Here is a 14510-nt window from a genome sequence, read left to right on the forward strand (position 1 = left end):
GGACGTCATGACCGAGGGAACGATGTCCCGCCGCCAGGTGCTCCAGACGGTCTCCGGACTGGTGCTCGGCCTCTTCGTCGCCGTCCTCGCCGGAACGGTCGTCTCCAACGCACTCCCCCGCATCACCGCCGACCTCGGCGCCGGTCAGTCCGCCTACACCTGGGTCATCACCGCGGAACTGCTGGCCATGACCGCGACGGTGCCGCTGTGGGGCAAGCTCGCCGACCTCTTCGACAAGAAGCCGCTCGTCCAGCTCTCCCTCGTCCTGTACGTCGTCGGCTCGCTCCTGGCCGGTTTCTCGCAGAACGTGGAGACGCTGATCTCCAGTCGCGTCGTACAGGGCGTGGGGGCGGGCGGGCTGACGGCGCTGGCCCAGGTCGTGATGGCGGCCGTCATCCCGCCGCGCGAACTGGGCCGGTACAACGGCGTCTTCGGTGCCGTCTTCACCAGCGCCACCGTCGCCGGGCCGCTGATCGGCGGCGTCCTGGTGGACACCCCGTGGCTCGGCTGGCGCTGGTGCTTCTTCCTCGGCGTCCCGTTCGCCCTGCTGGCCATCGCGCTGCTCCAGCGCACCCTCGACCTGCCGCACGTACGGCGCCGCGACGTGCGGATCGACTACCTCGGCGCGTTCCTGATCGTGGGCGGCGTGAGCGCGCTGCTCATCTGGGTCTCGCTGGCGGGCAAGCACTTCCCCTGGGCGTCCTGGCAGACCGCCGCCCTCACCGGCTCCGGCACGCTGCTGCTGGCGGCGGCCCTCCGCGTCGAGGCCAGGGTGCCGGAGCCGGTCGTACCGCTGGACGTCTTCCGTCACCGCACCGTGGCACTCACGACCGTCGCCTCGCTGCTCGTGGGCGTGGCCCTCTTCGGCGGCACCGTCTTCCTCTCCCAGTTCTTCCAGGTGGCCCTGGGCAAGTCCCCCACCGTCGCGGGCCTGATGAGCCTGCCCCTGGTCCTGGGCTCGCTCCTCGCCTCCACCGTCACGGGGCGGCTCGTCAGCGCGACGGGCCGGTGGAAGCGGTACCTCGTCGCGGGCGCCGCGCTCATGACCACCGGTCTCGCCCTGCTGGCCACCATCGACGCCGACACGTCCGTCGTCCCGCTGAGCCTCTTCATGGCGGTCCTCGGCACGGGCGTCGGCATGCTCGCCCAGAACCTGGTCCTCGCCGCCCAGAACGACGTACGCGCCGCCGACCTCGGCAGCGCGACCTCCGTCCTCTCCTTCTCCCGCAGCATGGGCGGCACGATCGGCACGAGCGTCCTCGGCGCGCTCCTGGCCCACCGCGTCACCGCCGAGCCGGCGGCACCCGGCGGCGGCGACACGGCTCAGGCGTACGGAACGGCAACCGCCGACCTCTTCCTCTGGGCCACGCCCTTCGCGCTGCTGGCGCTGCTCGCGGTGCTGTTCCTCCGGGAGACGCCGCTCAAGACGACGACGAGCACGGAACGGCTGGCGGCGGAGGAGGGGGAGAAGGGGGCGGAGGCCGACCAAGGGGCCCGAGATGACTCGGCGCGTCACTTACTGCCACTATGACACTTGATGTGCTGACCTGACACGAGCGGGGAGTGGAGATGGCGGGCGCGGCCTCGACCAAGCGCAGCGGAATGAGCGACGAACGCCGCCGCCGCCTGCGGCTGGAGATCTCACGGGAAGCCGCCCGCCTGTTCTGGCAGCAGGGCGTGGACGGCACCAGCGGCGACCAGATCGCCGAGGCGGTCGGCCTGTCCACCCGCACCATCTGGCGCCACTTCCGCAGCAAGGAGAGCTGCGCCGAGCCCATCGTGACCAAGGGCGTGGAGTGGGAGATGTCCATGCTCCGCAACTGGCCCCCGGAGCTCTCCCTCGAAGATCACCTCATCGAGGAGACGCGGCGGTACGCCCGCGAGGCCACCGACGCCGACCGGGCCGACGACGGCCTCGCCATAAAGATGATCAACCTCGCCGACCGCGAACCGGCCATCCGCACCGCCTGGCTCATGGCCTGCGACCAGGTAGAACGCGAACTGGCCGGATACCTCTCCGCCCGCCTCAAGCTCCCCGCCGACGACCTCCAGGTCCGCCTCCACGCCGCGGCCGCCTCGGCCGCGCTGCGGGTCATCAACGAGGACATCGGCACCGCCCTCCTGAACGGCACCGACCCCCGCGAATTCGCCGACGCCCCCCACCGCGTGGCCCAGGCCATCCGCAACGCCACCGGCAACACCATCGGAGACCCCATCACCCCCTGACCGGCACCGTCCCCCTCCCCCATCCGCTAACCTGTCCTGAGTCACCCTTCGGGGCCGACCCCCGCCTCCGTAGCTCAGGGGATAGAGCACCGCTCTCCTAAAGCGGGTGTCGCAGGTTCGAATCCTGCCGGGGGCACGTACGGCATCTGTACGTCGGTAAGGGCCCGCGGCCATTCTGGCCGCGGGCCCTTCCGCATGTTCGGCATGCCTGCGCCGCGTCGGCGATCTCGGACAAGATGACCGGGTCAACGGTGCGGTCGCAGTACAAGCTGCCGTGGAGTCCGACGCACTGCCGCCCGCCGACGTCATGCCGGTGGCGCCCATGCGCTCACACCTAGCGCTTGGGGCCATGGGCACCGCACTGACATCGTGTACCCGCCGGAGAGCGACGGCGGGGCCTGCGCGTGGGGGCGCGGCTCCGGGAACGGAGCCTGACCGCCGAGCTGCGAGTCGGGGCGGCAGGTGCCGCACCCCCAGGGTGGCCCCGAGCACCCTTGTGGTTGCGTTCGTGGTGGTCGGCGTCCACGACGGGCTTGGCCATGGAACGGCCCCCTTCGGGCATGAGGAGCCCTCGTTCGGTGGCAGACTGCCTTCGGGGGTACGGGACTTGGGGGTGATTCGTGTCGCGCACGGTGCGCGGATGGGCGTGGATCGGCGGAGTGTGGCTGGCGATGTGCGTCGCGGGTGGGGGTGCCACGCTCGCGCTTCAGCCCGATGATCCCTCGTCCGGCGAATCCCGCGACGGGGCGCCCTCGCGGCCCCCGGCACCGCGGCTTGCCGAAGAAGACGACGAGTGCGCCGATGAAGAGGCCGCCGCCCGGCGTGAGGCGCAGCGGAAGGGCCATGAGAAGTACGCGGTGCTCTGCGTCATGGGCCCGGAGGGCAGCTTGCGCCCGATGCCCCCCAGGGCCAGCGACGGTGCCCGGGTGGGGTGATCGGGTGGCGGCTCGATGAGGGTGCCCCGCGCGGAGAGAAGGGAACGCGGTGCCAGCGGTTGGCGCTCATCGGTGCCTCCCGCTGCGACATCAGCTCTGAGCGCCGTTCCGGGTGTCACATATCGCCGGGCTGTCTCGTCACGCAGGAGTACGGGAGCCGAGCCGTCCGCTGCGGATCCGTGGTGCGGCCCCGGCTCTCCTTCATCGGACTGAGAGCGAGGAAGCGAAGCTATGGGACGTCAACTCGGAATGGCCGTCCTGGTCGTCGCGGCGTCGGGGCTTCTCGCCGCCCCCGGCGCGGCGTCGGCGCAAGCGGAGCCGGTGCGGGTGACGGATCCCGTGTCGGAGGGGGCGCTTGCGGCTCCCTCCTGCACCTCCAACATCTGTACGTGGACGGGGTACAACTACACGGGGAGGAAGCTCACGTCGGGGCTCAACCCGGGGGTCTGTTACCACTCGCTCACCGTGAAGTCGGTGGTCAACAGGCACCGCGTCCCTGTCCGGTACTACTCCGACAGCAGGTGCCGTTCGACCGGCAGGTTCACCTTCAAGTCCCGCAAGACGCTGAGCAACATTCCGATCCTGACCGGCTTCATACCGCACAGCTACAAGAGGGCATAGCGTGCCGGGCCCCGGCATCGGTTCCTGTGGCCCCCGTTAGCCTGAGCCCCGTGGAGTTCGGGCATCAGGTGGACGGGGGCGTGGCGGAGGGGCGGACTGTCCGGTATGGGGTTCGGGCGGGGGTGGGGTACGGGAGTATCGAGGTGACCTCGCTGGGGAGCGGGTTCGAGGTCGTGCGGTACGACGTCGAGTTCCGGGCCGGGAGCGAAGTCGAATTCGCCCTCCCCGCCGGTCATTTCGAGCTGGAGTGCTGTCTCGACGGGCGGTTGCGGGTCCGTGAGGCCGACGGGGGCGAGGGCGAGCTGCGGGCCGGGGACGTGGCGTTGAGCCCGCGCGGGGCCGTGCGGGGCGTCGTCTCGTACGGGGAACGCGAGCGGTATCGGGCCGTCTCCGTCACCGGGACCTGGGCGGGGGTCGAGGCCCATCTCGCCGGGTTCGGCGTGGGGGCCTGGCGGGACACCCGGCCGGAGTGCCTCGCCCGGGCCCAGTACGCGGGGCGGGCCTCCGGGGTGCGTAACGCCGCGGGACCGCTCGAAGAGATCTTCCTTCACCGGCGGTCCTCCACCGGGCGGCCCCTCTTCCTGGAGTCCCGCGTCCTCGCCGCACTGGGTGCCGTCGTCGACGCGATGGACGCGCCCGTGAGAGCTGTGGATTCCGGGATCCGCCTCGCGCCGTACGAGATCGACGTCCTGCGGCGCGTGCCCGACGTGCTCTGGGCCGCGCGGCACGCGCCGCCGACGCTCGCCGCGCTCGCCCGCGCGTCCTCGATGTCGGTGCGCCGGCTCACCACCGGCTTCCGGGCGCTCCACGGCACGTCCGTCATGGAGCACCACCGGCGGCGCTGTCTCGAACGGGCCGCCGTGCTGCTCGTCGAGACCGAATGGACCGTGGAACGGATCGCGCACGAGGTCGGGTACGCCTCGGCCAGCAACTTCGGGTACGCCTTCCGGCGCGAGCGGGGCGTCTCCCCCGCGCGCTTCCGGCGGGAACGGGAACGCGAGCGGGAGCGGGAGCGGAGGCAGGGGCGTTCCCCTCGGGGGCGCTGAGATCCGGCCTCCACAGCTCTCGGAGTCCCGCTCCACAGCCGCGCGCCCGGCCCGCTCCGAGGATGCCGGGATGAATTCCCGTTCCCTCGTTCTCGTTCTCGCCGGGCTCTCGGCCGTATCGCCGTTCGCCACCGACATGTACGCCCCCGGATTCCCGCGCATCGCCGACTCGTTCGGGGTCTCGGGGGCGGCCGTCCAGTTCTCGCTGACTGCCTGTCTCGTCGGGCTCGCGGCCGGGCAGGTGGTGCTCGGGCCCGTGAGCGATGTGCGGGGGCGGCGGGGGCTGCTGCTGGGCGGGTCCGGGGCGTTCGCCGTGCTGTCGCTGGTGTGCGCGTGCGCGCCGTCGGTCGCCGTGTTCGACGTGGCCCGGCTGTTGCAGGGGGTGGCGGGCGGGGCGGGCATCGTGGTCGGGCGGGCCGTCATCAGCGATCTGTTCAGCGGCGTGCACGCCGCGCGGCGGCTCGCGACGCTCAGCGTGATCGGGTCGGTCGCGCCGGTGGTGGCGCCGGTCTCCGGGGGGCTCGTGCTCGGGCTCGGCTCGTGGCGGCTGGTGTTCGTGGCGCTGGCCGCCGCGGGGCTGGCGCTGCTGGGGGCGGTGTGGCGGTGGGTGCCCGAGTCGCTGCCCGCCGGGCGGCGCGGGGCCGGTGGGCCACGGGCCGCGCTCCGCGCGACGGCGGGGCTGCTGCGGCGCCGCGCGCTGGTCGGGTATCTGCTGGTCATGGGCTGCGGACTGGGCGCCCTGTTCGCGTACATCAGCGGGTCGCCGTTCGTCTTCCAGGAGGGGTACGGGCTGTCGCCCGCCGCGTTCGGACTCGTGTTCGCCGTCAACGCCCTCGGGACCGTCGCCGCCGGGGCGGCGTTCGGGCGGCTGGCCGGGCGCGTACGCCTGCACGTCCTGCTCGGCGTGGGCGTCGCCGTCACCGCGGGGTCCATGGGGACGCTCGTGGCGCTCCTCGCTGCCGGGGTGGACACGCTGCTCCTCACATGGGCCTGCCTTTTCGGGCTGACCTCCGGGTTCGGGGTCCTGCTGCCCGCCGCGACCGCGCTGGCCCTCGCGGCCGGTGACGACGCCCCGGGAGCCGCCTCCGGGCTGCTCGGCGGCGCCCAGTTCGCGCTCGGGGCCGCGGCGGCGCCGCTTCCGGGGATGCTGGGCGGCGGCCCCGCGCTGTCCACGGCCGTGGTGGTGCTGGGCTTCACGCTGCTGTCGGCCGCCGCGTTCGCCGGTCTCGTACGGTCCTGGCCCTACGGTTGAGGCCGGTGCGGGGAAGGGCCGTCCGGTGTCGTGCGGTCGTCGCACACGAGCAGCAGGAGCGCCGCCCGTTCCTCGCTCACGGAGCGGACCTTGTGCGGGGTGGTGGCCCGGAAGTACGCGGAGTCGCCGGGGCCCAGTTCGATGGTGCGGGAGGGGATGAGCAGCTCGGCCCGGCCGCTGTGGACGAAGACGAACTCCTCGCCGGGGTGGTCGCGGAAGGGGACGGGGCCCGCGTCGTGCGGGGGGTAGAGCATGAAGGGCGTCATCCGCTTGGTGCCCGCCTCCAGGGCGATGCCCTCGTAACGGGACCCGGGCTCGCCGTCGTCGGTGAGCGGCCGGCGGGCGTCGGCGCGGGTGACGGTGACCTCGGTCAGCTCCTCGGCGTCGGCGAACAGATTGTCCAGCGGGACGTCCAGGGCCTTGGCGAGGGAGGCGCTGACGGCGATCGACGGGACGCTCTGGCCGCGTTCGACCTTGGAGAGATAGCTCTTCGTGACGCCCGCGCGACCGGCCAGCGCCTCCAGGGTCATCAGCCGCTCCTTGCGGAGCTGCCGTACGCGATTGATCACCCGTGTCTTCCCTTCGCCGTCCCGGGAGCCAGGGACAGTATCGGCCAGTTTTCGCCCCTTGCCGCATGACACAAGGTTTCCTATCGTGAAACTCGTTTCCTGAAACCCCGTCCGGAAACGGAGCGCGGATGGCCACGACCCTGCACGACACGAAGGACACCCTCGTCAGCCGCGCCGAGCGGCAGATGGACACCCACTTCGCCGACCCGAAGCTGACCACACGTCAGAAGATCGCGCTGACCTGCCGTATCGCCTACGACGGCGGGCACGACTCGGGGCTCGCGGGGCAGATCAGCGCCCGCGGCGAGGAGCCCGGGACGTACTGGACCCAGCGGCTCGGGCTCGGCTTCGACGAGATCACCGAGGACAACCTCCTGCTCGTGGACGAGGACCTCCAGGTCCTCGAAGGGGAGGGCATGCCCAACCCCGCGAACCGGTTCCACTCCTGGATCTACCGGGAACGCGAGGACGTCAACTGCATCATCCACACCCACCCGCTCCACGCGGCGGCGCTCGCGATGCTCGAAGTGCCGCTCGTCGTCTCCCACATGGACACCACGCCGCTGTACGAGGACTGCGCGTTCCTCCGCGACTGGCCGGGCGTGCCGGTCGGCAACGAGGAGGGCGAGATCATCTCCGCGGCCCTCGGCGACAAGCGCGCGATCCTGCTGGCGCACCACGGCCAGCTCGTCACCGGCGCCACGGTGGAGGAGGCGTGCGCCCTCGCGGTGCTCATCGAGCGGGCAGCGCGCCTCCAGCTCCTGGCCATGGCGGCGGGGACGATCCAGCCCCTGGACCCGGCGCTCGCCCGCGAGGCCCACGACTGGACCTCCACCGACCGCCGCAACAAGGCGAGCTTCGCGTACTACGCGCGCCGCGCGCTGCGGAACCATCCCGACTGCGTCACGGGCGAGGTGGAGCTGTGAGGAGCGACGTACCGCCGATCCACGGCATCATCTCCTACCCCGTCACCCCCTTCGCGCCCGGCACCGGAGCACCCGGCACCGGAGCGCCCGACCTGGCCGCGCTGCGTACGCTCACCGGGGACCTGGTGGAGGCCGGGAGCCACGCCGTGGCGCCGTTGGGGAGCACCGGGGAGAGCGCGTACTTATCGGACGCGGAGTGGGACGCCGTCTGCGAGACGTCCCTGGACGCCGTCGCGGGGCGCGTCCCCACCGTCGTCGGGATCGGGCACTGGAGCACGGAGGGCACGGTGCGCCGCGCGCGGGTGGCCGCCCGGCACGGGGCCACGGCGGTCATGGTGCTCCCGCTCGTGTACTGGAAGCTGACCGAGGCCGAGCTGGCCCGGCACTTCGCGACGGTCGCGGACGCCGCGGGCCTGCCCGTGATGCTCTACAACAACCCGGCCACCAGCGGCGTCGATCTCCTCCCCGAGACCGTGGCCGGACTCGCGCGGGACATACCGAACCTCACGATGGTCAAGGAGAGTTCGGGCGACGTCGCCCGCTTCCGGGCCCTGCGCGAGCTGTCCGACGGGGCGCTGTCCGTCTACAACGGGAGCAATCCCGTCGCCCTGGACGCCTTCCGCTCGGGCGCCGCGGGCTGGTGCACCGCGGCGCCCTGCCTGGTCCCCCGCCCGTGCCTGGCGCTCTACGAGGCGGCCATGCGGAAGGACGCGGAAGCCGACGCGATCCTCGCCGAACTGCTCCCCTTCCTGAGGTTCATCGTCCAGCAGGGGCTGCCGAGGGCCGTCAAGGCGGGCCTCGAACTCCAGGGGCGGGGCGTCGGACACCCGCGCCCGCCCCTGCTGCCGCTGCCGGAGAAGGAGACGGAGCAGCTCCGGGGGATGCTGCGGCGCCTCTCCGCCTGAGGGGGCGGCGCTTCCGGCGGATCGCGGAGGCCGTCGAACTGCCGCTGCTCGCCTACGACGTGCCGATGCGCGCCCACACCGGCGCCGAGACCGCCCGCGTCCGTGCGCTCCTGGAGGAGGCGGGCCTGCCCTGACTCCCGCCGGGCGCCGCGGGCCCCTACCCCGCGCGGCCCAGGGCCGGGCCGAACTGGTCGTAGTAGGCCGTCTTCAGGGCGAGGGCCCGCTCCTCGGACTCCTTGAAGGCGGCCACGGCGGCGGCGTCGGTGAGCATCTCGCTCAGGCGCGTCGCCAGCCGGTCGGCGTGGGTACCGGAGAGGAGGGAGACCGTCGCGAGCGGGTGGGACTTGGCGTCGTGGACGAGGTGCGGGTGGTAGAAGCGGGAGACGTTGCGGCCGTTCTCCGTGAAGCGCTCCTCCAGGCGCTGCCAGAGCCGCTCGTACTCGACGGAGACGAGGATCTCGCCCCAGAAGCGGAGGATCGTCAGCAGCCGCAGGTCCGCGTCCTCGTGGGCGCCCGCCTCGGCGATCAGCTCGAACGTCCCCTGGATCGCGCGGCTCGTGGCGGGCGTCGGGCGCGAGGCGACCAGCTCCGCGCGGGAGATCCCGAGCCGGTAGAGGTCCTCCTTCACGTCCTCCCGGTGCGAGGGGGTCTGCCCGTGGGCGTCCGGGTACTCCTCGCGCAGGATGACCCGCGCGATGCGCAGTCCCTCCTCGTCGCGGAGCAGGTCGATCGCCAGGTCGTAGGCGGGGGTGAAGGCGAGGGAGAGGAAGCGCCGCTGGAGCATCACCTCCGCGAAGTCGGGCTCGGTGAGCCGGGTGATCCGCGCGAGGACCGGATGGCCGTGATAGCGCTCGATCAACGCGTCCTCGAACTGGTCCAGTTCGTGCAGGTGCTGGTGCTGCATGGTCCTCACAGCCTCTTCCGGTTCACAGGTGCGGCGAGTCGCGCCAGTCGGGCAGTTGTACGGGCAGGCCGATGTCCCACAGGGTGTTCAGCTCCTCCTGCACCTGGCGGCCCATCGCGGTGTCGCGGCCCTCGATCTCGGTCTGGCTGGAGTGGATGGCGAGCCGCCCGTGCAGGAAGGAGCTGACCAGATAGCGTTCATCGGCCTTGTAGACGGCCAGGGACGGCAGGGAGTTGTAGACCCGCACCTCGACGCGGGGGCAGCAGCTCTCGGGCAGCCGCCTCACCAGCGCGGCGAAGGTCGCGAGGCAGTGCTCGACGTTGGCCCGTACGTCCTCGCTCAGGGCCGGGTCGCGGGCGAGCGCCCGGTAGCGCAGGTCGGCCACCGGGGACGAGGGCTTGAGGAGCAGCACGCGCAGCCGCACCTCGCGCTGGACGAGGGCCTGCGCGAGCTTCTCCTGGAACAGGTCGAGGTTGGGGATCCAGGTCTGGAGGATCGTCACCTCCTCGCGCGCCGCGTCCAGGAACTCGGCGAACCGGTCGTCGGGGAAGCGCGGATACGCCCGCACCACGCCGCCGAAATGCTCCTCCCGCAGCTCGCGTGCGAGGGCGTCCATGTCCAGCTTGGACAGTTGCTGATTGACGCTGGCGTCGAGCCGGGTCACCTGGTCCTTGACGTCGTCCAGCGCCTTGAGCCCGTGGATCTCGACGACGAGGAAGAGGGTGACGCCGCCGAGGATCAGCAGGGTCACCTTCGACAGGGTGCGGGTGTCCATGCCGTCGACCAGGCCCAGGATGTCGGCCACGGACACGCAGATCCCGGCCCCGGCGAGGGAGCACAGGACCCCCTGCTCGATCCGGTGCCGCACACTTCCGGCGCTGCTGCCCGAGCGGCTCACACCCTCAACTCCCCCGCGCGTAGGCCTCGTTGCCGGATCACAGCTTGCCCGATCCGGCCGGATCGGGCAGGGGCATTGACCGCTTCAGGGGCGCGCGCTTGTATCTGGGACGTCCTTTGCGCGAGATACGAGGGGGCTTGTCATGAGACGTAGGAGAACGCGGGGCTTACGGGCCTGCGCGGGCATGGTCCTGGCGGCGGCGTTCGCGGCACCGGCGCTTCCGGCCACCGCGGCGCCGGGCGGGGAGCCGGGTGGGGCGCCGGGCGAGGTGCCGCGGACCGAGTGGGTGAGCGTGAGCCCCGAGGGGGCCGGGGGGAACGGGCACTCGACGGACCCGGCGATCAGCGACGACGGACGTGTCCTGGCCTTCGAGTCGCAGGCCACCAACCTGCTGCCCGGCGGCGCCCCTCCGGGCAACGTGCACTACCGCACCTCCCCCGACGGCCCCCTGCGCCGCGTGACGGTGCCCGGCGAGACGACCTCCTCACCCGCCCTCTCCGGGAACGGGCGCCACCTCAGCTTCGGCTCGTACTCGACGGAGACCGCGCGCAGTTCCCTCCACCTCATGGACCTGCGCACCGGCCGTACGGAGCGGCTCGACCCGGACCTGCCCGGCACCTGGACCGCCTCGTACGGCACGGCGCCGCTCAGCGCGGACGGGCGGTACCTCGCCTTCGCCGCCCGGCCCGCAGCGCAGCCCCAGGGCACCTGCCGGATCTACGTCCTGGACCGGCGCACCGGGCGGTCCCAGCGGGTGAGCCGTCCCGAGGGCGAGGCGCGGAACACGCTGCGGTGCGAGCAGATGTCCATGAGCGCGGACGGGCGGAAGATCGCCTACCAGGAGGGGTACACGGGCCCCGCCGACGACGACCGGAGCGACATCCTCGTCCACGACCGCACGACGGGGCGGACCGTCCAGGCCGACGTCACCCGCGACGGCTCACCGGTCGCCGACAGGTCGGCCGTAGGGCCCGCGATCAGCGACGACGGCTCGGCCGTACTCTTCAACTCCATGGCGGAGAACCTCGTCGACGAGGAGGACACGAACGGCTGGTGGAACGTCTTCGTCCGCGACCTGTCCTCGGGCGAGACGCGGCGGCTGGACGGGCACGAGCCCACCGACACCGTCGTGTCCGACGACCTCACCGCGGACGGCTCGAAGGTCCTGCTCAACATGGCGACCACCCCGGGCCTGTCGCCCAAGGGCCTCTACCTGCACGACGTGCGCACCGGCGAGGAGACCCTGCTGTCGCCCGGCGCCGACGGCAAGGGGGTCGGCGTCGGCACGGCGCTGATCAGCGGGGACGGCGCGACGGTGGCGTTCTCCTCCTACTACCCGGGGCTGGTGCCGGAGGACACCAACCTCATCGGCGACGTCTTCGTCCGCCCCGTGGCGTGAGCCCGGTCAGGCGCCCTCCGGCTTGAGGCCCGCGTCGCGGGCGAGCAGGGCGGCCTGGACGCGGTTGTCGCAGTTCAGCTTGGTCAGGACACGGCTCACGTAGTTCTTGACCGTGCCCTCGCTCATGTGGAGGCGCTGGGCCGTGTCCGCGTTGGAGAGGCCCTCGCCGAGGAGGGCGAGGATCTCTCGCTCGCGGCCGGAGAGGGTGGCCAGGAGGCGCCGGGCCTCCTCCGTGCGGTGCGCGAGGGTGCCGCCGGTGGTCAGTGAGTCGACGACATGGCGGGTGGCGCCCGGGGAGAGATAGGCGTCACCGGCCGCCGCCGCACGCACCGCGCGGATCAGCTCGGCGGGCGCCGAGTCCTTGAGGAGGAAGCCCACGCTGCCGCCGGAGAGCGCGCGCAGCACGTTCTCCTGCTCCCCGAACGTCGTCAGGATCAGCACCCGCGTGCCGGGCGCCGCGCGGCGCAGCTCCGGGAGGGCGGCCAGGCCGTCCATCACCGGCATCTGGATGTCGAGGAGGACGACGTCCGCGCGGTGCGCGCGGACGGCCTCCACCGCCTCACGGCCGTTCGCCGCCTCCGCGACGACGTCGATGTCGTCGGCGGAGGTGAGGATGACCTTGATGCCCGCCCGGATGAGCGGCTCGTCGTCCGCGATGAGGACCCTGATCACGTCTCTCCGTTCCCACACGCGCTCCACGGGTTCCGCGCGCTACTGCGCGACCCTGTACGTCTTCTTCTCGATCAACTTGCCGTCCTTGAAGCAGAAGCGGAATACGGTCTCCGAATCCATCTCCGTATTGTCCAGGTCCACCAGAGTCAGGCACTCGGCGCCCTCCGGCTCGGGCGGTGCGCCCTTGTCCATGTCCTGGGTGAAGATCGAGTCGCCGTCCGGCAGCTTCCCCCGCACGTACTTCTCGGACTGGCCCACCTTGACCGCGTCGTACTGGCCGCGCTCGATCGAGCCGCTGCTGACGCTCTCGAGGAGGAAGTACCCGCCGACGCCGAGCCCCACGAGGACCACCAGGGCCACGATCCCGCAGCCCAGCTTCAGTCCCCCGCGTCCCGTGCTCTTCCTGCTCATGGCCTTCACCAGTTCCTTCGGCAATCCGGTCCCGTCGTTGACCGGAACACCGTCGCCGGGCCGGGCGCCCGGTGGCGGCTGCCGAAGGTCGTCGCCCGGGGCCACGAAGGTCACGGATCCGGCCGCCCGGTCCGGCGCGCTCCCCGCCTCGCTCCCGACCTCGTACGGCAGGACGCCCGCCAGCCGGAAGCCGCCGTCGGCCGTGGGGCCCGCGTGCACCATGCCGCCGACGAGGCGCGTCCGCTCGCCGAGCCCCGTCAGGCCCTGGCCGCCGCTGACGACCTCGCGCGGGGGTTCCCCGGGTGCGGGCGCGGGCGGCGGGCCGTTGACGATCTCGACGGTGAGCGCGTCGTCCTCGTAGCTGAGGGTGACGGTGAGGGGGGCGCCGGGGGCGTGCTTGTGCGCGTTGGTGAGGCCCTCCTGCGCGATGCGGTACGCCGCGTGGTCGGCGGCCGGGGCCAGCGGCCGGGGCTCGCCCGTACGCCGCAGCTCCACGGCCGCGCCCGCGTTCCTGGACGTCTCCGCCAGCCCCTCGATGCCGTCGGCCACGCGCGAGGCGGGACGGGCCTCGGGGGCGTCCCGGCCGTCGTCGGGGACGCCAGGAGCGCTGGGGACGTCCCGGGGGTCGCCGGGTTCGCGCAGCAGGCCGACGACCTCGCGCAGCTCGCGCATCGCGGCGACCGACGCCTCGCGCAGCACGGAGACGGCCTCGCGCTGCCGCCCGGTCAGCTCGCGGTCGACCTCCAGCGCGCCGGTGTGCACCGAGATCAGCGCGAGCTGGTGGCCGAGGCTGTCGTGCATGTCCTGCGCGATGCGCTGCCGCTCGCGCAGCCGCGCCTGCCCCGCGATCATGTGCCGCTCGCGCAGCGACTGGGCGTGGTACTCGCGCAGGATGTCGGCCAGCGTGCGGCGCTGCGAGCGGTACCGGCCGACGAGGGCGGGCACCGCCATGAGGACCAGCATCAGCAGCCCCCCGAAGACGAAGGCCGAGGGCGCGAACCTGGGCAGCTCGGTGACGACGGTGAGCCCGAGACCGGCCGCGTATGCGACGGCGAAGACGGTCACCGCGCGGGAGGGCGGCTCGATGCGGCGCCCGGCGGACCAGGCCGCCACGACGACCGCAGGGAAGAGACCCCCGAGCCAGACCATGCCGACGGAGATCGCCAGCAGCACGGTCCCGGGCAGTGTGCGGCGCAGCGCGGTGAACGGCCCGACGAGCACGGCGACGGCGACGATCCGCACGGTGCCCGCGCTGTCGAGGGCCTCCAGGCCGGCGGCGCACAGGCCCAGCACCACGGAGAGCAGCACCTCGCGGGCGATGCGCCGGGCGGGCCACATGCCGGGCGCGAAGAGGTCCCGGACGGGGGCCGCCAGCCGGGCGGCGACGGTGGCCGGACGCGCGTTCGTACGTTGCAGGGGGTTCACGCCGCCACGTTAGACACGCTGCGTCACCCGTGCACCTGACCTTCGTCGCGACCGGCAGCGACGAAAGTGATCACCGCCCGCTCATACGTCCGTGCCGGGCAGCGGCTCCTGCTCGATCTCGACGTCCGGGGGCCTGGGGGCCAGCCGGAGCCGGAGCCGGTCGCGGCAGGCGGGCCCGAGGCCCCAGACGCGCGAGACGCGGTCGTGGAGGAGATGGCCGCAGAGGCGGCAGTGGGCGGGTCCGGGGTGGACGGGCTCGCTGTCGGGGAGGGTGGGCTCTTCGGTCACGGATTCCGGCACGGCTCCGGTCTACCATTCCGC

The 14510-nt window shown here is 72.6% G+C and carries 14 protein-coding genes and 1 tRNA gene; 9 read left to right on the forward strand and 6 right to left on the reverse strand.

The window, feature by feature from the left end; genetic code table 11:
* Nucleotides 1-22: 22 nt before the first annotated feature.
* The 6 genes from ABD343_RS01305 to ABD343_RS01330 all read left to right on the forward strand — a co-directional run bounded on the left by ABD343_RS01305 (nucleotide 23) and on the right by ABD343_RS01330 (nucleotide 6080).
* Nucleotides 23-1531: an MDR family MFS transporter gene (locus ABD343_RS01305; RefSeq protein ID WP_344524324.1), complete on the forward strand. Its 1509-nt coding sequence runs from the start codon at nucleotides 23-25 to the stop codon at nucleotides 1529-1531.
* Nucleotides 1532-1569: 38 nt separating this feature from the next.
* A complete protein-coding gene (locus ABD343_RS01310; RefSeq protein ID WP_344523031.1) occupies nucleotides 1570-2226 on the forward strand; it encodes a TetR/AcrR family transcriptional regulator in 657 nt (218 codons plus the stop codon).
* A gap of 63 nt (nucleotides 2227-2289) precedes the next feature.
* Nucleotides 2290-2362, forward strand: a tRNA-Arg gene (locus ABD343_RS01315).
* A gap of 1048 nt (nucleotides 2363-3410) precedes the next feature.
* A complete protein-coding gene (locus ABD343_RS01320) occupies nucleotides 3411-3782 on the forward strand; it encodes a peptidase inhibitor family I36 protein (RefSeq protein ID WP_344523033.1) in 372 nt (123 codons plus the stop codon).
* Nucleotides 3783-3925: 143 nt separating this feature from the next.
* Entirely contained in the window at nucleotides 3926-4828 is a 903-nt protein-coding gene (locus tag ABD343_RS01325) for an AraC family transcriptional regulator (protein WP_344523035.1), read from the forward strand.
* Between the two features lie 70 nt (nucleotides 4829-4898).
* On the forward strand, nucleotides 4899-6080 hold the full coding sequence (locus ABD343_RS01330; protein ID WP_344523037.1) for a Bcr/CflA family efflux MFS transporter: 1182 nt from the start codon (nucleotides 4899-4901) through the stop codon (nucleotides 6078-6080).
* Here ABD343_RS01330 and ABD343_RS01335 read toward each other — a convergent pair.
* Complete coding sequence (locus ABD343_RS01335; protein ID WP_344523039.1) at nucleotides 6071-6649, reverse strand: helix-turn-helix domain-containing protein; 579 nt, start codon at nucleotides 6647-6649, stop codon at nucleotides 6071-6073. The genes ABD343_RS01330 and ABD343_RS01335 overlap by 10 nt on opposite strands.
* A gap of 128 nt (nucleotides 6650-6777) precedes the next feature.
* On the opposite strand from ABD343_RS01335, the gene ABD343_RS01340 reads away from it, so the two are divergent.
* Together ABD343_RS01340 and ABD343_RS01345 are read left to right on the forward strand one after the other, a co-directional pair.
* Complete coding sequence (locus ABD343_RS01340) at nucleotides 6778-7575, forward strand: aldolase (protein WP_344523041.1); 798 nt, start codon at nucleotides 6778-6780, stop codon at nucleotides 7573-7575.
* Nucleotides 7572-8480 (forward strand): dihydrodipicolinate synthase family protein, encoded by a 909-nt coding sequence (locus tag ABD343_RS01345; protein WP_344523043.1) that lies wholly within the window; start codon nucleotides 7572-7574, stop codon nucleotides 8478-8480. Before ABD343_RS01340 ends, ABD343_RS01345 begins: the two co-directional genes overlap by 4 nt.
* Nucleotides 8481-8637: 157 nt before the next feature.
* Here the strand turns inward: ABD343_RS01345 and ABD343_RS01350 are convergent, their stop codons facing one another.
* Together ABD343_RS01350 and ABD343_RS01355 are read right to left on the reverse strand one after the other, a co-directional pair.
* Complete coding sequence (locus ABD343_RS01350; protein WP_344523045.1) at nucleotides 8638-9384, reverse strand: hypothetical protein; 747 nt, start codon at nucleotides 9382-9384, stop codon at nucleotides 8638-8640.
* A gap of 22 nt (nucleotides 9385-9406) precedes the next feature.
* A complete protein-coding gene (locus ABD343_RS01355; RefSeq protein ID WP_344523047.1) occupies nucleotides 9407-10282 on the reverse strand; it encodes a hypothetical protein in 876 nt (291 codons plus the stop codon).
* A 142-nt stretch (nucleotides 10283-10424) separates the two neighbouring features.
* On the opposite strand from ABD343_RS01355, the gene ABD343_RS01360 reads away from it, so the two are divergent.
* Nucleotides 10425-11681, forward strand: coding sequence for a TolB family protein (locus ABD343_RS01360; RefSeq protein ID WP_344523049.1), 1257 nt, complete (start codon nucleotides 10425-10427; stop codon nucleotides 11679-11681).
* A gap of 6 nt (nucleotides 11682-11687) precedes the next feature.
* On the opposite strand, the gene ABD343_RS01365 is transcribed toward ABD343_RS01360, so the two are convergent.
* From ABD343_RS01365 to ABD343_RS01375, 3 genes are all read right to left on the reverse strand, one after another.
* Nucleotides 11688-12353, reverse strand: coding sequence for a response regulator transcription factor (locus ABD343_RS01365; protein WP_344523051.1), 666 nt, complete (start codon nucleotides 12351-12353; stop codon nucleotides 11688-11690).
* A gap of 39 nt (nucleotides 12354-12392) precedes the next feature.
* Nucleotides 12393-14189 (reverse strand): histidine kinase, encoded by a 1797-nt coding sequence (locus ABD343_RS01370; protein WP_344523053.1) that lies wholly within the window; start codon nucleotides 14187-14189, stop codon nucleotides 12393-12395.
* 81 nt (nucleotides 14190-14270) lie between these two features.
* Nucleotides 14271-14489 (reverse strand): DUF6011 domain-containing protein, encoded by a 219-nt coding sequence (locus tag ABD343_RS01375; protein WP_344523055.1) that lies wholly within the window; start codon nucleotides 14487-14489, stop codon nucleotides 14271-14273.
* Nucleotides 14490-14510: the final 21 nt, after the last annotated feature.

Origin of the sequence: Streptomyces albiaxialis, from assembly GCF_039530985.1 — a bacterium.
Taxonomy (GTDB): domain Bacteria; phylum Actinomycetota; class Actinomycetes; order Streptomycetales; family Streptomycetaceae; genus Streptomyces; species Streptomyces albiaxialis.